This is a genomic window from Pseudomonas deceptionensis (assembly GCF_900106095.1).
Classification (GTDB): Bacteria; Pseudomonadota; Gammaproteobacteria; order Pseudomonadales; family Pseudomonadaceae; genus Aquipseudomonas; species Aquipseudomonas deceptionensis.
The window spans coordinates 3104873-3122749 of record NZ_FNUD01000002.1 but is presented as its reverse complement, the minus strand read 5'-3'; the positions used below and the strand labels follow the sequence as shown (position 1 = coordinate 3122749).

Genomic DNA, 17877 nt, shown 5'->3' with positions numbered 1-17877 from the left:
GGTTACAGCTCCAGCAGGATCTGCGCCAGGGGACGCGTGCACATGTGCAACGGGTTAGACTGAGCTTCGCCGGCCATACCCTTGTTGAACGGCAGCGGCTCGATCTTGCTGTAGTACGGGATGCCTTGGGTGTTGACCGTTTCCATGTAGTCCGCCGGGGCGAACACGGAGATGTACAGATCAGGGACGCCTTCAGGGATCAACAGCGCCTTGTCGTCATGGATGAACGAAACGCCCGCGACCTTGCCGCGATAGCGTTCCCAGACAATCCCACCGAACTCGAAGCTTTCCCGGGCATCGCCGCGCAGAGACGCGGCCTGCATGGTGTTGAGGTAGGTTTCCTTGACCGATGTGTGGGAGACCAACTTGTTCCAGAAATTCTTGCCGCAGAATGCGCGAGAGCCAGTGCTGGTGATGCTACCCAGTGCATCCTCCTGCAAGTCCAGAGCCTCAGAGCAGCGCACACGCAAATCAGTCGCTTGGTCGTTCAGACCCATAGACTGTTTTTTACGTGTCACGCCAAAAGTCTTGTAGAGATCGAGCAGGACCGTGGTGCCATCGGCATCCAGGATCTGACCGTTCAAAGCCCCCATGCGCTGGAATTCGTGGGTCGCATCCAACTGACGGCGGGCCTTGGACAGACGCCGGTTAACCACATCCTGCACGGCTTGCAGCTCGCTGCGGGTACCGAAGGCACGGATGCCCTGAATCTCGTCCGCCTTGATGGTGAAACGTTCCGGCAAGTGCACGGTGTTGAAAGGGATCATGTGACGCTTGGTACCAGCGACCACCAGGCCGGAAGTGCCACGTTCACCCGCTGGCACCAATGCCAGGGTGTCACCGTCTTTTTCGATCTGCACGGTCAGGGTGGTGATGCCCTCTTCACGGAACAGGCCGAGGCTGCTGATACGACCCGGCAAATACTCCTGATCATTGAGTGCAGCAGTCAACGACGAAACACTAAATGCATCGTCTTCAAAAATGGCGATATCGGCCATGAGGTACTCTCCATAAACGAAAAATCCCGCACTTGGCGGGACGGGTAAACAGGGATGCTCGCCTTAGCGGACGATCAGGAAGTGGGCAGCCAACGCCTTTTCAGCTGCAGGATCAAGACCGGTCAGGTGCACTTCGCTGATCTCGGCCAGACGCACCACGGCACGACCGCGACGCACGACATCCGACTCACCCAGCGGGCCGTAGAGAATGGCGACAGCGTTTTCCGTGCCGTCCTCCGCAGTCGGCTGATACGGCGCAAACTCGCCGGTGGCGGTGATCAGGCCCAGAATCTGGCCGGGTTCAAGCGCAGCCCCGGCCGCAACGTTGATAGCTTCACGCGAGATGTTGCCGGCCCCCTCGGACAAGAGGAATTCACCGGCGTGGCGCTGTTCGTATTGGATCGTCATGTTCTCGTACCTTTTGCAGATTTAGATTGACCACTTTGCGCCGACTGACGCGCCGCCCAGATTGAGGGTGGATCAGGTTGTTTGGCCTGAATTTTCGGTACCGGGTCATCGCTGATCGGCAGGCTGTTGTCGATTTCAAAGCCACCTCCACTGACCAGCTTGTCGAACAGGCGCCCGCGTACCGCTTCAGCACTGAGCCCAGCCGCGACAAACTCCTGGGTGAACTCCGGCAAACGCGCCGCAACGCATAGGTCGCGCACAGCCTTAGCGTTGGTCAGCGCGGCATTAACTGTGGCCTCGTCGGCCAATTTGGTATTACTGATCAACGACTCGATCAGGTTGCTGATCCCGGCGGCAGTGCAGCTTTGCGTGATCAACAAGGCCAGCTTGGTCGAGTCCACGATGGGAGGCTTTTCGGGTTCAGGTGGAATGGGGGCCGGAGTTGGTTCTGGGCCTGGCTCCGGCGGTTCATCCAGCTGGGCCAGCAATGCCTGCGGGGCGTGCTGATAACGCTGCAATGCACCACCTTGGCCAAGGCAGGCTTTGACAGAGACGCCCTCGCCTACTTCATCGGCCAAGCCCAGGGCTACCGCTTCGCTGGCCGTGAGCCAGGTTTCAGCATTCACCATACGCCGGAGTTCAACTTCGTCGATGTCGGGTGCCTTGGCTTTATAGGCCGCGATGATGGCTTCCATCGCCTGATCCAGTGCCGTAGCGACCTTGCGCAAGTCTTCTGCATCGCCTGCGGCGTAGGTCCACGGGTTGTGGATCATCAACATGGCGTTGGACGCGATCACAACCTTGTACGCGCCACACACCGCGACACTGGCCGCGCTGGCTGCTAGGGCATCAACCCGGCCGGTGCAACGCTCGCCCAGACGCGACAGCGCATTGTGAATGGCCAGACCGTCAAACAGGTCACCGCCGACGCTGTTGAATGCCACTACGATAGGCGACACTCCGTCATCCAATGCGGCCAAGTCGCGGACAAACTGGTTGGCAGTGATACCCCAGGTGCCGATCTCGCCGTAGACGTAGACCTCAATGCTTCGGGTCTCGGCCTCGCCGCTGGCTTTCAGGCTGTACCAGTGTTTGTTCTGCGGCGCCGGAGGGTCACCGGCCTTGTTGAAAATCCGTATCGGATGCTGCTTGATCATGGTGTCTCCTTGTCAGCGGCCGGTTCAGGCTGGTCGACGAGCGTTTTGTAATTGAGGCCGAGCTTTTGGGCGCGAGCCTGATCGGCGGCGTTTTCAGCATCGACGGTTTCGGCGTCATAGCCCGAACGCAGGACCATTTCGCTGCGGGAGTTGAAGCCCGCGTTGACCTCCATCATTCGCGCCTGAATGTCCTGCACCGGCTGGATATAGGCCCAGCCCTGCGGTACCCAGCGGGTGCGCAGGTATTCGCGGCGCCGTTGCGCGTAGTTGTCCAGCTTGAGGCGACCGGCCAACACGGCCATGTCCATCCAGGCTGCGCGAACCGGGCGGCACAACTGGTGCACGTACACGCCGAATTGAAGTTGTTCCAGGCGACGGCGGAATTCGTTGAGTACGACCCGCAGAGCTCGGTCGTTCACCTCGCGCATATCACCGGTGAGAATTTCGTAAGGCGTGCCTGTACCGGCGGCAGCGGCCATCAGTTGTTGGCGCATAAAGTCCGGGTAGTTGTTGCCCGCGTCCGGCGGTTTGGAAAACTCCACCTCCTCGCCCGGACCCAGTTCCTGCATGGTTCCTGGCTCCAGCGCGACCATCGGCGTGAAGCCATCGCGGTCTTCGGTCAACAATTGGCCGGTGACCGGATCGCGGGGTTGCTGTGTGGCCTCGGGTGGCGGCCGAGAGATAAACCCGGCAAACAGGTTGGCTACCTCCTGACGAAACAGCACCGCATCGTCGTAGTTGTCCAGGCTGCGCAAGCGCTTGAGCACCGGCGCCAATCGCGGCACACCGCGCAACTGCCCGGATTCAACTGGCTCAAAGATATGCAGCACCTGCTCGGCTGGTATCCGCACCAACTGGTTGTAACCGGCGTTTAACGACGACGCATCGCGGGGATGCACCCGGTACATGTGATACGCCACGCGCTGGTGAGCCGGGTTGAACTCAATCCCGGCGCGGATGCTGTTGCCGTTTTTGGCAGGCTCAAACTTGTCGTGTGGCACAAACTCGGGGGCCAGCACCTGGAGCTGTAGCGGTACCGCCAGATTTTCGTCCTGGCCCCGTGGTCGCAGGCGCACAAAGCATTCACCGGCGGTTTCGACGGTGCGGGCAATCAATGCTTGCTGCCCGTAGAAGTCGGTCAGGCCATCAGCATCCGACTCATCCACCCAGTCCTCCCACAGCTCCTGCTGCACTTTGCGCAGGGTGTCGTCCTCGATCTTGGGTCGTGGGGTGATGCCGGTGCCGATCAAGTTGCTGACGCGCTTGTCGATGACGTTGAAGGCATACGGATCATTACGCACCGCCGCCCGCGATCGAGCGCGCAGATTGCGCAAGGCCGGGGTGTTGATGCTGTTGATACTGACATCGGGGGCGTCCCAACTGGCCGAGCGCCTGCCCTCTCCAGCTCCTTCGTAGCTGGCTTTGATCCGCTCCGGCAGCAAAAAACCATTGCGGGTCAGGGTTGGATATTGGCGTGGCATTAGAGTCCCTTGCCTCCGTGGTAGAGCCGTATGACCCGCGAGCGTGGCCCTGCCGAGGCGACCAGCGAAGTGCGGATCTGATAGCGGGCCTTAAGCAGCTCATCCACCGTGCGGTACTCCACGGTGCGATCGGCATAGCGCACAGTTTTCTCACCGCGAGCGATGGCCGCCTCAACCGCGTCGAGGTGCTTCTGGGTAAAGGACATAATCAGCGTCTCTTGAGATAGCCGCTACTGGAGCTGCGACGTTGAGGGGGTCGTGCAACCGGCTGCGGTGGTGCGGCCGGGGTTGGGGTTGGAGCACGTTCAGACGGTTGCTCAACTGGTAACGTCTGTGTTGCAGCTGGCAGTGCAACGCGTTCGACTGGCGGGGGCTTTTCGTCGAACAACCCGGCCTGTGCCAAAGCCTGTCGAATGCGCTCCCAGTCGTGTTCCTTGTAGCGGTTCAGGCCGAGGTAGTGCGCCATTGCCAGGTTGTACACCATCAGGTCGAGCGCTTCGTTGCGCTCGGCTTTACCTTTGACCCACTCGATACGTTTGTAGCCTTTGACGTAGCGCGCGACCTTACGCTCGGCCACACACTGATCAAAAAAGTCGTCCGGCAAGTCATTTGCAAAGTGCAGCGCCCCAGGCCCGTCTTCAAACGGGTAGCGGTTGTAGATCCAGTCCTTGGCGGTGTCAGTACCGACAAACCACAACTCGGCACCGTTGCGCTCGGTCTGGCCTTTCCAGGTCACGTCTACCATCGAGGGGCGTTGCGCGATCACCGGCCTGCCCGGTTTGCTCGCCCCCTTGATGGCAAAGATGTTGCGCCACCGGCGAAGGCGGCAGAACTGGTACACCTCGTCTGTGTGGCGACCACCAGAGTCGACGGCCGTGGCCAGAATGCCGAGGCTGACGCCACACGGATGCGGGTAACGCAGCTTGAGCTTGTCATCGAGCACAGCCCAGGTGCGTTCGTCCGCCGGGTCACCCCAGATCACCTGGTAGTCGATGACCCAGCGCTCCATACCAACGCCCCAGCCCATGACCATCAGCTCCAGCCGGTTGGCCTGTACGTCGACCGATGCGGTGAGCATCAGCACCCGATAGGCCATAGAGCCCAGGCCGTAGGTTTCACGGCCGGCACGCTCTTTCAGTACTTCGGCTTTGGTCTGCTCCTGAGCGCTGTCCCATACCTTCGCCAAACGGGTGTTGTAAAACACCTGCATGGGCTCAAGGTCGCCACGATTTTGTGCCTTCTTGGCCTTTTCAAACTGCTTGGCCAGCGAGCGCCAATCCGTCCAACCGAGTGGTGCATACAGTGCGTTGAGATGAAAGCCGATGGTTTCGCCATCACCCGGTGCGTGCGATCGCCATTCACCCCGAGCCAGCATCTGCCCCTTGTGGTGTTCCTCGATCAGCACATCACACTCCGACCCAGCGCACTGGTAATGCACCAGGTTGAAGTCGGCCGAGTAATGCAGGTTTTCCCATTCAAGAACCTGCATGTGGCCGCAGTGCGGGCATGGCACGTAGTAATAACGCTGATCGCTGGTCTCAAACAGATCGGCGATGCGCGAAGCGCCCTTGATCGTGGGCGAGCTGGAGAAGTAAAACTTGGCGTTGCGCCCGAACGTACTGCCCCGGGTTTCGGCCAGTTCGATCGGATCGCCCTCCTCACCCACGTCCACATCCCAACGATCGATCTCATCGCCGTAGATATAGCGGGCCGACAGTTCGGCCAAGTTGGCCGCCGAGCCTGCAGTGGTGACGTACAGCGAGCCGCCCTCAAACTCCTTGGTGTCCATCGTGTTGCGCGAGTCACGCGATCGGTTGGCCGCGACACGCTCAGACAGGACCGGTGTGGCCTTGATGGTCTTGCTGATCCGCGATGACACACGCTTGGCCAAGCTAAGGCTGGGCAGCAAAGTCAGGATGTTGGACGGCACCATGTGGATCAGGCCGCCGATCCAGTTCAACGCGATCTGGGTTTTCATCAGCTGCGAGGCCACCATTGTGACCACGCGTTTACAGGGGTGAGCCGGTGACAAACAGCGCATGGGCTCGCGAGCATAAGGCGTCCGCGAGGTGCGATATTTACCAGGCTCTGCGGCACCGGTGTCACGCGGGATACGCATGTACTCGTCGGCCCACTGGTCGACCCACAATGAAGGGTCAGGCCGTAGCCCACGGAAATACGCCTCGCGATACACCTCTGCACCGTTCGGGATTTCCGTGTGCATGGGTTAGCTCTTGTTGTTAAGGGCCGTGATTAGGTCAGCCGTGGACATGCGCTCGGCGTCCTCCAGCGAGGCGCGGATGGCGTCAGTTAAACGGCGTTCGATTTCCCAAGGATCAGTCATGGCGGCCAGCTCCGGCGCCAGTTGTGGGGGCATGCCCAGCAACTGATCGCGAAGCAGACGCCCCGCGTTGAAGGCTCCGGTTTTGACAGCCTCCAATTGGACCTGCGAACCCTGGACCTTATGGAATTCAGCCTCGGCCAGTTGCGCTAGGTAATACTCACGGTGAGCGCGGGCCTTCTGGAAGTCAGGCAATTTGCTTGCCGGACTGATCGCGGGCTGCGGCGCAGCCATAGAAGTCGGCTCGACCTCGGGCGATAGTTGGCTTTTGACGCCGCGTTGAATCCGATCCTGTTGGTGCCGGGCTGTGACGGCGGCCTTGCTGGGGTCGGAAGACTCAGCCAACAGTGCTTCGGTGGCTTCCAGATCCACCTTGCCAGCCTCGGTCAACACCAGCCGATCCTGATTGGCCAATTTTGAAACGTACGATTTGGCCCAGCCGCGTCTCGCCGCAAACTCGGTTTTACTGATTACCGTCATGATGAAGTGTCCTGTTCACCTAATGAATACGGGGTTCACCTGTTCACCCCAGTTCACTAAGCTGGTGAACTGTTCGCTAACGCTTTCCCGCGGGTTTCCTGCCCCGTACCCGTGGAAAATGCCCAGGGTCCCCGGCAGGATTTGAGAGACGAGAATTATTCTGATTGGCCAGAACGGGGAGGAATTTCACAGGGCCTGAGAGCTTGGCTGCTGATGTTTACGCGAACTCCCGCAGCGCCTCTTGCAAGCGCTTGGCTTTGGTGATTGCTTCAGCATTGCTCTCCCGCTCAGACTCAACCGACAGGGCAACCTCTTCGATGCGGCTAGCCAACACCTTCATGCGCTTGCTGAACTCATCAGACAGACTCACCACCTCACCCGACAGGGCAGCCAGAACATCTAGTGCACCTTCAGGTTTCTTGATCGATACAACGGTCTGCTTGGCAGCCTGAGGCATGGAGGTCTCCTTCTTGGGTTTAGGGGTGGCTACATCGCGCTGAAACTTTCCGCCTATTGGCTCTCTGATAAGCCCAGCATCTTTTAGCTCACCGAGTGCCCGGCGAACGGCATAGGCCGATGCGCCACTGGCGTTGGCAGCCAGTACTGCGCCGTGGATATCGCGAGCGCTCCAGCGCGCTTGAATGGGGACATGGCCAAAGACTTTTTGAGCAATAGACGATTGTCCTGCAAGCATCTGCTGCTCCCTGGATTCATTCATGTCTGGAGTCCTGTTCAACAAGTGGATGTGAAAGCGTTATTCAGAGCGATCCGATTGAGGAGGCACATCGCAAACACCGAGGCGTCGGGCAGCCCAGCGTTCGTAAAGACCAATGGCGACGTCCGCCCCGGCCATTGCCGTGAGGCATCCCACCGCCGATGACGCCCAGATCGACACACCATTGGCATGCAGCAGCATCATCGTGGACAGCCCACACCCGATGCAGGCACCTGACCGCAGGGCCAACCGCCGGACTAATGACCAACCTCGAGCACCGTCTTTGTCCGCTCGCCACATCTCGCCCGACACACCGCCGATCAAGGACAGTGCGATCACCAGCCAGATCGGCATATCAGCTAACGCTTGTTGCTCTGTTGTCATGTATGACCTCAATCAAAGAGCGGCGCGTGGTGCTGAAAAAAGAAAACCCCGCCGGGGTGGGCAGGGTTTTCAGTGCGCTGGTGTATGCCAGGGCGAGGTGCACAGCACGTGCTCGGGGAGCGCCTAGGCGCAGAATTCATATCGTGGGTACGTTTTACCCCTGTTCGGTAAAACCGAAAAGTGGGGATTTTCGGTCATTCTGCTCTACTCACTTTGACGCAACTTTGACGCAGGTTTGAGGTAAGTCACCCCGACAAACGGTCAGCGCTTAACCGGCTTTGCTCAGCACCGTTGCACGCGTCAGATTGGTTTCCTGGTGGCCGCTGCGCCGGGTGTAACCCCGAGTGGTACCGCTTCGAACGGTAAGGATCAGCATCACTTGTTGATGCAGACGTTTAACCCAGTTGCGATACGTTTGGTCTGCCCCTTCGGTGATGTCGAGGAGCCGCATCTGTTCACGTCGCGACATCGATGGTTGATGCAGGTAACGCAGTCGGGCCAACTGGGCCAATTGCTTGCCTTTGGTTGACTGGCGATCCAACTCGGCAACGGCCGCCGCCACTTCGCTGGCAATGTGATCCATGCCAGCGCCCGCTCCCACCAACAGATCACGTGAACCGGCCGTACCCCGAGGAGCGCAGCCGCCGTATTCCATGATCGTGGCCATCGGGCTACCCAAGCCACCAGCCTCCCCAACGTGGCAATGCTGCTCGCCCCAGTGCTGCATAAGCTCTTCGATTTCGTGAATCATCCTCATCTCCCCCCTAAAAACCCAACCCGACACAGAAAACAGCCAACCCGACACACACCTAACACACTTAAAAACCTTTAAAAACATACTCTTAATGCTCTATGTGCTGGGTGTGTCAGGTGTGTTGGGATTCTTCTCACGTACGAGAAATAATTAATAAGCATCAGTCTTTGGTTTGTTGAGCATGCACATACGCCCGCATGTGCGAGAAACCCACCACACTTGACACACTGATCCCGAAAGCCTTTAAAGACGTGGCCTGTAGCTGTGTCAGGTTGAGGGTAATCACCCGCCACACCGTCAACACACCCCACACACAATGAGTCGTCATGCTGCGCTGTCCTGTCGTTGCCCGAACTTGACGTGTTCCCAACTACCCACGCTCCAGCCCCCGGCCTTGGCTGCTTCGCGCCAGGTAACGACCGCCGCACCGAGCCCGGCCGCTGTCACAGATGGGGGTGGGGAAGGCGCAGGATCAATCCCCGCCCAGGGAAAGAAGAACGTACCAAAGGATCGCCGCGAGCCATCCATCCAGGGCTTGCCCTGAATCTTGTCCACTTCGGTGGAGATGAATCCGCTGAACTTGGTATGACTTAAGGTGTGTTCCTTGTTGCGGTGGCACCACTCCAAAAACAACGCGTACAGATCACTGCTAACGCACACGCTAAATGGTGCCCCCAGCAGGCCATTACGCCATTCACTTAGAAAGGTTTGCCAACTGGCCATACTCAAATCTACCAAGCGTTGGCGGGCTTCGGTGTTGGGTGGCCGGGTACGCTGATCGAAGTCACCCAAGTCATAACTGAGCAGGTATTCATAAAGCGCCGGGATGCCATCATTAGCCAACTCGTACTTCACCCTCTCCTGCTCTTCAGGCCCCAGTGTTTCCTTGGGCCACACCACCAACATCCGGCGGTCATTTTCGCCAATGGGCCAGGGCATGATTTCGTTGGAGAGGAACACCGCATTCATATGGTTGGCTTCCTCCCAGCCATTCACAAACTTGGACTCCATACGCACCGTCTTGCCGGTGACCATATGTTTGATCTTGCCCACCTGGTTGTAACGCTGGTCACGGCTAACCACTTCCTCGAACACGCCATACAGCTTGTTTGACTGCCATACCGTCCAGCTCGACTCCAGTTGTGACTGCCCGACTGTGGCCGCGTATTCGCCATAGATCGCGCCCATGATGTCGCTGAGCAACAAACTCTTGCCGCTGCCTTCCATGGTCGAGTGCAGCAACACGGCTGTGTCCATCTTGGCGCCGATGTTTTGCAGCGGGTATGCCAACCACTTGATCAACCAATCAGTTGCCGCTTCGTCGTGGTTGCACAAAAAACTAAACAGCGAGCGCAAGGTGCGGCACTTGTTCGGTGCATCGATCGGGACCAAAGGCAGCCCCTCAAAGGTATTGATGTACACCTCCGGGTCTTTGGTCATACGTGGATCGAACACAATGTGCTGCATGTCCACGGTGCGCCGGTCAGGGCTGTTCAACCACATGCCATAGGCATCGCCCAACGCCATACGCATAGCACCCTCGGGGACTCGACGGCGGCATTTGATATCCCAAGAGTCTTTGGTGCCGTCTATATAGACGTAGCGTTCGGTCGGGCTCATGCCCTCCCCTGATACCTGCTTGAACTTGGCCTCTGCTTTCGCTTTGCTGGCTTGGCGCTCCGCCATGTCATCGGCGATAACCTTTTTCTGTGTCGACTCAAACCAGTCTTTGGCCAGCGTTTTGGTGACCAACAATTCAAATGCAGGCTTTTTGATAATGACGCGCCTGAACATGTCGAAAACGGCAGTTTTGCCTTCGATCAAAGCGAAGCGCTGAAAGATTCGGTCCGGCGTCCAATCACTCACCCCGCCCCCCTCAGGTGCAGGAGCCTCAACGGCGGATACGGATTCGCCCGGCCCGCTGGCATCCTCAGATGGGGTCGGGGGAAGATCCGCCGGGGATGGCCGGGGCGACTGCTGCATACCCAACATGCGTGCAGCATCTTTAACCGCTTTGGACTGATCACCGTCGTGCTCGAGCAAGCAGAACACCTCAAACGCATCGTTCTGGTGACCATTGGCCAATGGATCTGCGCCGTGGTGCGAATACAGCTTGCCATCGGTGATGGTGATACCCGGTAAGCCCGTGCTGCTTTGCGGATAAAGCCATTTATTGCCGCGCTTGATGTACCCGTGGGTGCGCAGTAATTCTTCAACATCATGACTGCGGTTGAATTCATCAATCACCGAAGGCCGATTGCCAGTTACCTGGGTAGGCGACTTGCTCGACTTTGGTTTGACCTTTTCAGCCTTCGGCGCCCAAGGGCAAGCAGCCTCGGCATCACGTTTGAAAATGTCCCAGTTTTGCCAAATGGCCAGCAGGTCGGAGGTCAACACCGGCAGGCCATCAGCGGAGGGTGGTGTGCGCCAGGTATACGGTTTACTGGTACCGGGGTGAATTGAAGGTGGCAATACGTCTTGCACCAAGCCTGCGCGCAACTCGAAAACCGTGAACCGCTTGTAGGGCTCTGCCTCGGCACGTGCAGCCGCTTCACCGTCCAAATCGCCTGCTTCTTTTGCCGCTTTGGCTTTCTCGATCAGACCTTTAAAAATCGACCCATCAGGGTCGTTTTCGTTGGGCCATGCAAGCGAATGACGCGTGAGGTCTATTCCATCCGGCAACTGGAACAGGATACGAAAACGCGCTGGGTTACCGACTACTGTCGGGTACACCAGCGCCATTGCGTCCAAGTCCAGGCCGAGCAACTCGTACAAGACGTGGCGTGTCCACTGGACATCATCAACGTCTAACGAGCACACACGGCTCGGCCCTAAGACCACGCCAAGGTTGTGCGTTGGATTCGCAGACCAGAAGGCTTCGGCAACCTGTGCATCAGTGATGTAACCACCGGGCTTATTCCAGCCCAACCCTTTGGGAGCTTTCTCCCCCGGCTCGATGGCAACAAGTGCCAGTTTGAAGGTGTCGATGTAGCGTCGTGCCCATGTCGCCATAGGCACAGCGTGAAAACGATCGGTCATCTGCGGCGCTCCCGCAACTCTTGGCAATTGACGCAGGTTTGGCAGCCTTTGACCTTCTCCTGGCGGAGCACTGGTATCGGTTCATCGCAATCAACACATATTGATGCACTGACCGCGGATGCTGAAGCACGCTGACGTTGCTCCAAAGCGCGCTGTAAAAACTCATCCGCATAGTCATTAGCCAGATCAACGATGTCAGCCATTATCGCGATCCTCCATTGCCTGGCGTGCGCCGGCCATGATGCCCAGTACCTCACGGATAACGTCCATGCCTCGCTTCTCAAGAATGGCGACTTCGTGCGACTCCCAAACTGCGTCAGCCACACCGTCGTGCATGCAAGACACAAACTCGCCAGATTCATGAAGCAACTTGCCTACCGCTTTCAACGCTTCTTTTGTTGCAGGCACTGGCGTTGGCTTGTACCAAACGGCCCCGGCTGGACGCACTAAGGCATCGAGCAAACGCGGATCAGCCGTGAGGCGAATCACCTCCTCCAGCTCATCCGGCGTAAGCCAGCGGCGTTCTTCGTCGAGTTTGAGTTTCTTCTGCAGGGAGTCGTTGTCGATCACCATTGCGAATGCAAGTGCGGTGACACCACCCTTGTAGGAACGTCCTGCGCGATAGAGCGCGTGACGCAATGAAAGCACCGGACCAGCGTCCGGTAATAGATCGATGCGACTCATAACCGTAAAAACCCCTTTTACGGTGTAGCCATATAACAGGGCACGCCCTATCCTACGACCACGACCGATGTACATGTGCTGTGTATCGTCGTAGCTGGACCGGAGGATCTGTGGTGAGAGGCTCCGGTCCAGCACCCTTTTAGCGATGTAGATCTACAACTACATTGCTCTGTCGACCCGGCGTTTCTTTGGTGAGAGGTTCTGGGCCCATGCTTTAAGCGGCTGACTCAATATCAGCCGCATCTGTCATTTGTAGGTACAAGCACTCAATTGCCTTCCCTGTCACGTAACGAATGTCAGAGCCCTTAGTGGCTCGATTGATAGTGGGCTGCGTAGTGCCCACTTTTTGGGCAATGTCTCTCTGAGACATCCCGGATAGCAGTAACTTCGCCAGCATCTCCTGAATGGTCATATCGGTCACCAATGTCCTTTCGCATTGAACGAGACAATACACAAACGTATTGATTAGATCAATACAATCTCCGATACGTTTTTGAATCAAAGGGATCTGAAAGTGATTGGCGACCGTATCGCTCAGCGCATGACAGAGCTCAACCTGTCAGAAGGTGAGCTAGGGCGACGCTCAGGCGTTCCCCAGCCAACTATTCATCGAATAGTCACCAATGAAGTGAAAAGCCCCAGGCAGGAAAATGTCGAAAAAATCGCGAAGGCCTTAAAGGTCAGCAGCAACTGGCTATGGAAAGGCGGTGACGATGTTGACGTGGTTACTTCAGGACTCGACATCAATGTCGAGGAAGGACCCGCTATTAGAGGTTATGTGCCTTTGATCTCATGGGTCCAAGCAGGTGCGTGGTGCGAAGTATCTGATATAAAAACCCTGGATGATGCCGAGATTTGGCTTCCATGCGCTGCCTCACATAGCAAACAAACCTACGCCTTACGAGTCCGCGGACTCTCAATGTTTAACCAGTATGAGCGGCGCTCATTCCGAGATGGGGACATCATTTTTGTTGATCCTGCCAAGACTCCTGAGAATGGCTCACTTGTTATTGCGAAGCTTGTCGACAGCCAAGAAGCGACATTCAAACAGCTTGTCATAGAAGGTCGCAGACAATTTCTAAAGCCTCTTAACCCCGCATGGCCTGACCCCATTATTGAATTGGGAGCTGACGCCATGATTTGCGGGGTCGTTTTCTCCAAGCTCGAAGTTTTCTAGCGACAAACACTAGCCCACTACGTGGGCTTTTTATCGCCCATAGAAAAATTAATACGCCAATGTATTGACTAGACCAATACGTATTTGTATCGTTTGCATCGTAGACCTCTCACCAAGAGTACTAACCATGCAAACGACACAACGCAACCTCACCCGCTGCCGGGTATACATCCACCCGGCAGCCTGCAACTGCCCCTCCTCAGTGGATGCTATTCAACGCCGCACCGGCCGCTTGGCGATCATAACCAGCCCAGGGCGTATCGAACTCACTCCGCAGATAGCTGAAACCACCTCCTCATTCGGAGGTGCTGCGGCATGAAAAAGTTACTGATTGGATTAGCAGGCCTCGCCCGCACGGGCAAAACAACCGCTGCCAAACACCTAGTCTGCACGCACAACCTCCAGACTTACGCATTCGCAGACCCGCTGCGTGAAGGCCTAACAACCATCCTCAACCTTAGCCCACGTGACTTTGACGACGAGCACAAAGAACAGCCAATCGCCTGGCTAGGCCGCTCCGCACGCGAACTGATGCAGTCGATGGGCACCGAGTGGGGCCGTAATCAGGTGCACCCCGAGCTGTGGCTGCTTCTAGCCGAGCAAAACCTTGGATTCCTCGAGCAAACCAATACGGCAGCCTCCGGCTTTGTGATTAGCGATCTTCGATTTGAAAACGAAGCGGCGTTCGTTCGAGAGAAAGGCGGTCTGGTCATCCATTTGCTACGCGAAAGCGCACCCGATGTGAACCCACATATCAGCGAAACCGGGATAGCCATACACGACAACGATTTCGTGGTGCACAACGACGAAACGATTGAGCAGATGACCGGCCAACTGGACGAGATCTTCAATGCCCTTGGCGCTCGCGCAGCGGCTTAAGGAGCAGTCACATGAACCGAACCCTGGATGCTACTGCCGCCCTACTTGGCTTGAAACCACGCGCCTTCCGCAGTCGCTTACGTGAGCTTGGCATTTTGACTCAGAACGGTGAACTGGCTAGCAAGCACCGAGACCAAGGTTATCTGTATGTGGACACCCGAAGTCGCTGGAACGTGAACATCAACACCTTCAGCTATTACGCGGTTGTGATGGTGAAGGAGCCCGGCGTGAATTGGCTAAGAAAGCAACTAGGCATCACCGTGCCCCCTGTTAAAAAGGACGCCGCAGCATGAAACAGAACGCCATAACCCAAGCGATCGGCGCCTTGAAACTGGTCCCGATATTCGTGAAAAATCCGGCCATCGTCAGTCGCGCTACGATAATTAGGACATCAGCAGAGGCTGTTCCGCTTATGGAGACCTTGTCCTGTGTCACGGTCACCCTGGCCGAACTATACCGTTGCATTGACGCAGTGATCGCTGACAACCAGATCGCCTACGTGACACCAGTTAACTGCTCCGTATACCCATACGGCGCTGTCGTAACAGACGCAGAAGGCAATCTGCTGGCAGCCGCGAAGGGCAAAAGCAAAGAAGGTCTGGCTGAATTGATCCGCCTCAAGTTGCTGCCCCCAATAGAGGGGCACGGGGAGAGTGCCGCGTGAGCAACACCCTGGAACAACTTAGACGCCAGTTCGCCACGCCGTGCCCAAGCCTGTCCGCGGTGCGTGAGCAGTATTTCACGCACATCCGCACTGACCGCTACCTGTTGAGAGAAATCAAGGCCGGAAGGATTCAGCTCGTTATTAAGCGTTTGCATTGCTCGGCACGGGCTAAGCCAGTGGTTTATCTGCACGACCTCGCCGAATACCTCGATGCCCAAGCGACAAAGCAAGCGGCTTGACTCAACGGTGACTCTTGCCAATCAGAGGCAAACTCAAAAAATGAGGTAACGAAAATGAAAACCATAAATACACACGACTTAACCAACTCGCTGACTAACAAGCGCATCGCCTCTAGTGCGGAATCAGACAACTTGATAAGCAGGATTCAAGATGAACGAATTTCAATATATTGGGAATATGAAGGAGGATGTCATATCGAGCGTTACGGTGGCGAAAGCGAACCAATTGACACTGCCTATGGTTACACCATCTTAGAAGCACTAAAAAAGATAGGAGACTTTGAGCCCACAGAGGCAAAACAGTTAACTATTACTTCAAGCATTGATTAAAAAGCTTCAAGCTAGGAGTGCACCATGAACACTTTCTTTCTACTGATGGCGCAATACAGTGGCCAAGCAGTTATACCAATCGATACTGTATGCCGAGATTATTTGCACCTTACGGTAGAGAAATTCAAAATCAAAAGACTCAGCGGAGAAATTGACATTCCCGTAATCCGTTTGGGCACCCCCTCTCAAAAAGCAGCTTTAGGGATACATCTAAACGACCTCGCTGAATACATAGACAAACAAAGAAATATCGCAACCACAGAACAAAACAAACTAATGAACAGAAGCACCAGATAGCGAGCATAAAGTCGAGGCATAATATGCCGATGCCTCGACCACCCAGAAACATCAAATAAAATTACACACCGTCTCAATATGGTGCTTCATACACATTTCTTTAACAATACCAAGACCAGGAAAATGGCGCGCTGCATGTGAAGCCCTAAACTCCCCCATCCCAAGTGTCCTGTCATATACACCTGGATTAGCAGCATCAAATAGAAACATCTTATCCAGCGCTTCTTTATATTTACCGCCAGAGTTGGTCGGAACCTTATCATCTACAGTGGAGCAATAATGATGCACATGCAATGAATTAGGCGACAAGGCATCAATATGAGATACATGTAAAGCCACAACATATGCTGGCCCCCCTGCATCCAAATACTCCTCCCCCATGATTGTAAAATCACCGAAGCCAGTCACATTTGGCCTTTTCTTATAAGATACATGCAAGCCTGAAAAAAACGACTTAGGACCATAATCAGCATTGCGTTTCTTTTTTGCAAAACTATCTGCGTACAACACCACATTCGTTAGTTTATCTACAATATCTGAATCAACTTTCTGCTGATTCAATAGCACACATGAAGCTCCGTTGAGAAGCCCAACAGAGGAAACCCCAACATCATTCTCAAGATAGATAGCAGCTGAAGGATAGGTTGCCAGCAGCGCAAGCGCAGCCGTGTCAGCAGAATCACGAACTTTAATACAGGGTACAAACTTGTTAGCTGATTTACTATCAGCCTGAAGCAACCCAAACACACCCGACGATGAGTTCTTCGCAAAATGACCTTGAGAAGGATTAATCACTACTAGGGGCGAGACGGAGTTTTTGTGCAGCTGTTCGATAGTCGTAATCAATGGCTTTAACAAACCATTAACGGGCTCAATTACTGGCTTATACTTATTTACAGACAATACTGCCGCGAGATCAAACAAAGTTTTTAGCTCGTGCCGTTTAGCCTTGAGAATTGGGTAGTACATAAAGCTTCCTTTCTGAAATGTATTTTCATGTTTTGCAACAATTGAATCTTACTAGAAGATGGAACTCGATATTCGATACCAGCCACCAGCAAGCTCTTAGGCAAACCTCCGACATAACCCTTGTCGATTCTACGTGTGGATTTTACAGTACGGCAAAAAGCTGTTCGTAATTTAGATGAATCTACAGTCCGCAGTAATGACTTGCACTCCTCATAGATCCCAGTATTAGCTGAAACTGGCACTTCACCACAAAGCTCTTTCACAAGAGATAGGTATTCATTACGCCGCAAAGAAGCCATCAAAACATCGACATCAACCGGCTCAGTAGACAGCGCAGCCGGCCTAATCTGAGTCAGAACATCATTTTTACCTAACCGCATAACGCCCACAGATTCAGGCGATATTTTTTCGACTTTTTTAATATGGCCCTCAGTAGTTACAACATTAACCTTATCAAAAATTTTAAGATAAGAGCAGAGCTGATCTTCTAACCGACCCAAGCTATCGTACTCAGACTTTATCTCGTAACAAGTACTGAGGCCATTCAAAATTACGCAATCCGCTTTGTTTTCGCCAACCCTAAATTCATTAAGCAGCGTAGCGGTATTGAGAGAATAACGACCAAGAAGAATTTTCTCTGCAATAATATTCTTAATATAGTATTCGAATTTATAATCTTTCTTTAACTGCCGGTAACACTCTTGAAACACATCTTCAATAGAAAAAATATCGCTGAGATTATCAATATATTTAGTCGCCACCTCCAATATAAAATCGAAGTCTCCATGCGCAACAGCATTAATACCTTTGCTGCTGAAAATTTTCGCAGCGTCCTTGGTACTTAACATCTCATGCCTACCTTCAAAATCATCTCAAGACCC

Annotated in this window: 23 protein-coding genes; 7 read left to right on the top strand and 16 right to left on the bottom strand. The window is 55.1% G+C overall.

The features are described from left to right. Window positions 1-2: 2 nt before the first annotated feature. The 14 genes from BLW11_RS14330 to BLW11_RS14270 all read right to left on the bottom strand — a co-directional run bounded on the left by BLW11_RS14330 (window position 3) and on the right by BLW11_RS14270 (window position 12441). Window positions 3-998 carry a major capsid protein gene (locus BLW11_RS14330; RefSeq protein ID WP_048358127.1) on the bottom strand — a complete coding sequence of 332 codons (996 nt, stop codon included), beginning with the start codon at window positions 996-998 and terminating at the stop codon, window positions 3-5. Window positions 999-1061: 63 nt separating this feature from the next. Next, entirely contained in the window at window positions 1062-1406 is a 345-nt protein-coding gene (locus BLW11_RS14325) for a head decoration protein (RefSeq protein WP_048358128.1), read from the bottom strand. Beyond that, window positions 1403-2563 (bottom strand): head maturation protease, ClpP-related, encoded by a 1161-nt coding sequence (locus BLW11_RS14320; protein ID WP_048358129.1) that lies wholly within the window; start codon window positions 2561-2563, stop codon window positions 1403-1405. The genes BLW11_RS14325 and BLW11_RS14320 overlap by 4 nt, the downstream gene beginning before the upstream one ends. Beyond that, window positions 2560-4044, bottom strand: a complete 1485-nt coding sequence (locus tag BLW11_RS14315; protein ID WP_048358130.1) for a phage portal protein — start codon at window positions 4042-4044, stop codon at window positions 2560-2562. The genes BLW11_RS14320 and BLW11_RS14315 overlap by 4 nt, the downstream gene beginning before the upstream one ends. Beyond that, window positions 4044-4250 (bottom strand): phage head-tail joining protein, encoded by a 207-nt coding sequence (locus BLW11_RS14310; protein ID WP_048358131.1) that lies wholly within the window; start codon window positions 4248-4250, stop codon window positions 4044-4046. Before BLW11_RS14310 ends, BLW11_RS14315 begins: the two co-directional genes overlap by 1 nt. Window positions 4251-4252: 2 nt before the next feature. Beyond that, window positions 4253-6268, bottom strand: a complete 2016-nt coding sequence (locus BLW11_RS14305; RefSeq protein ID WP_048358132.1) for a phage terminase large subunit family protein — start codon at window positions 6266-6268, stop codon at window positions 4253-4255. Window positions 6269-6271: 3 nt separating this feature from the next. Then, complete coding sequence (locus tag BLW11_RS14300) at window positions 6272-6865, bottom strand: hypothetical protein (RefSeq protein ID WP_048358133.1); 594 nt, start codon at window positions 6863-6865, stop codon at window positions 6272-6274. 217 nt (window positions 6866-7082) lie between these two features. Continuing rightward, the gene (locus BLW11_RS14295) at window positions 7083-7583 is read right to left on the bottom strand and encodes a hypothetical protein (protein WP_048358134.1); all 501 of its coding nucleotides are present in this window, start codon (window positions 7581-7583) and stop codon (window positions 7083-7085) included. Between the two features lie 36 nt (window positions 7584-7619). Beyond that, window positions 7620-7964 carry a phage holin family protein gene (locus BLW11_RS14290; RefSeq protein WP_048358135.1) on the bottom strand — a complete coding sequence of 115 codons (345 nt, stop codon included), beginning with the start codon at window positions 7962-7964 and terminating at the stop codon, window positions 7620-7622. A gap of 268 nt (window positions 7965-8232) precedes the next feature. Continuing rightward, the gene (locus tag BLW11_RS14285; RefSeq protein WP_048358136.1) at window positions 8233-8715 is read right to left on the bottom strand and encodes a hypothetical protein; all 483 of its coding nucleotides are present in this window, start codon (window positions 8713-8715) and stop codon (window positions 8233-8235) included. Window positions 8716-8878: 163 nt separating this feature from the next. Next, complete coding sequence (locus BLW11_RS24000; protein WP_157395862.1) at window positions 8879-9046, bottom strand: hypothetical protein; 168 nt, start codon at window positions 9044-9046, stop codon at window positions 8879-8881. Beyond that, complete coding sequence (locus tag BLW11_RS14280; RefSeq protein ID WP_048358137.1) at window positions 9043-11757, bottom strand: DUF5906 domain-containing protein; 2715 nt, start codon at window positions 11755-11757, stop codon at window positions 9043-9045. Before BLW11_RS14280 ends, BLW11_RS24000 begins: the two co-directional genes overlap by 4 nt. Beyond that, a complete protein-coding gene (locus BLW11_RS14275) occupies window positions 11754-11960 on the bottom strand; it encodes a TraR/DksA C4-type zinc finger protein (RefSeq protein WP_048358138.1) in 207 nt (68 codons plus the stop codon). The genes BLW11_RS14280 and BLW11_RS14275 overlap by 4 nt, the downstream gene beginning before the upstream one ends. Continuing rightward, complete coding sequence (locus BLW11_RS14270; RefSeq protein WP_048359464.1) at window positions 11953-12441, bottom strand: phage regulatory CII family protein; 489 nt, start codon at window positions 12439-12441, stop codon at window positions 11953-11955. The genes BLW11_RS14275 and BLW11_RS14270 overlap by 8 nt, the downstream gene beginning before the upstream one ends. A gap of 514 nt (window positions 12442-12955) precedes the next feature. Here BLW11_RS14270 and BLW11_RS14260 point away from each other — a divergent pair. From BLW11_RS14260 to BLW11_RS14225, 7 genes are all read left to right on the top strand, one after another. Beyond that, window positions 12956-13618 carry a helix-turn-helix domain-containing protein gene (locus BLW11_RS14260; protein ID WP_052750661.1) on the top strand — a complete coding sequence of 221 codons (663 nt, stop codon included), beginning with the start codon at window positions 12956-12958 and terminating at the stop codon, window positions 13616-13618. 315 nt (window positions 13619-13933) lie between these two features. Beyond that, window positions 13934-14497 carry a deoxynucleotide monophosphate kinase family protein gene (locus BLW11_RS14250; RefSeq protein WP_048358140.1) on the top strand — a complete coding sequence of 188 codons (564 nt, stop codon included), beginning with the start codon at window positions 13934-13936 and terminating at the stop codon, window positions 14495-14497. 50 nt (window positions 14498-14547) lie between these two features. Further along, window positions 14548-14790 (top strand): hypothetical protein, encoded by a 243-nt coding sequence (locus tag BLW11_RS14245; RefSeq protein ID WP_082136241.1) that lies wholly within the window; start codon window positions 14548-14550, stop codon window positions 14788-14790. After that, window positions 14787-15161 carry a hypothetical protein gene (locus BLW11_RS14240; RefSeq protein WP_048358142.1) on the top strand — a complete coding sequence of 125 codons (375 nt, stop codon included), beginning with the start codon at window positions 14787-14789 and terminating at the stop codon, window positions 15159-15161. The genes BLW11_RS14245 and BLW11_RS14240 overlap by 4 nt, the downstream gene beginning before the upstream one ends. Continuing rightward, window positions 15158-15400 (top strand): pyocin activator PrtN family protein, encoded by a 243-nt coding sequence (locus BLW11_RS14235; RefSeq protein WP_048358143.1) that lies wholly within the window; start codon window positions 15158-15160, stop codon window positions 15398-15400. Before BLW11_RS14240 ends, BLW11_RS14235 begins: the two co-directional genes overlap by 4 nt. Window positions 15401-15454: 54 nt before the next feature. Next, window positions 15455-15730 (top strand): hypothetical protein, encoded by a 276-nt coding sequence (locus tag BLW11_RS14230; protein WP_048358144.1) that lies wholly within the window; start codon window positions 15455-15457, stop codon window positions 15728-15730. A 24-nt stretch (window positions 15731-15754) separates the two neighbouring features. Continuing rightward, window positions 15755-16027: a pyocin activator PrtN family protein gene (locus BLW11_RS14225; RefSeq protein ID WP_048358145.1), complete on the top strand. Its 273-nt coding sequence runs from the start codon at window positions 15755-15757 to the stop codon at window positions 16025-16027. Between the two features lie 51 nt (window positions 16028-16078). Here BLW11_RS14225 and BLW11_RS14220 read toward each other — a convergent pair whose 3' ends face one another. Both BLW11_RS14220 and BLW11_RS14215 read right to left on the bottom strand, forming a co-directional pair. Next, window positions 16079-16996 (bottom strand): sce7725 family protein, encoded by a 918-nt coding sequence (locus BLW11_RS14220; protein ID WP_048358146.1) that lies wholly within the window; start codon window positions 16994-16996, stop codon window positions 16079-16081. Further along, complete coding sequence (locus BLW11_RS14215; protein ID WP_048358147.1) at window positions 16957-17844, bottom strand: sce7726 family protein; 888 nt, start codon at window positions 17842-17844, stop codon at window positions 16957-16959. Before BLW11_RS14215 ends, BLW11_RS14220 begins: the two co-directional genes overlap by 40 nt. Window positions 17845-17877: the final 33 nt, after the last annotated feature.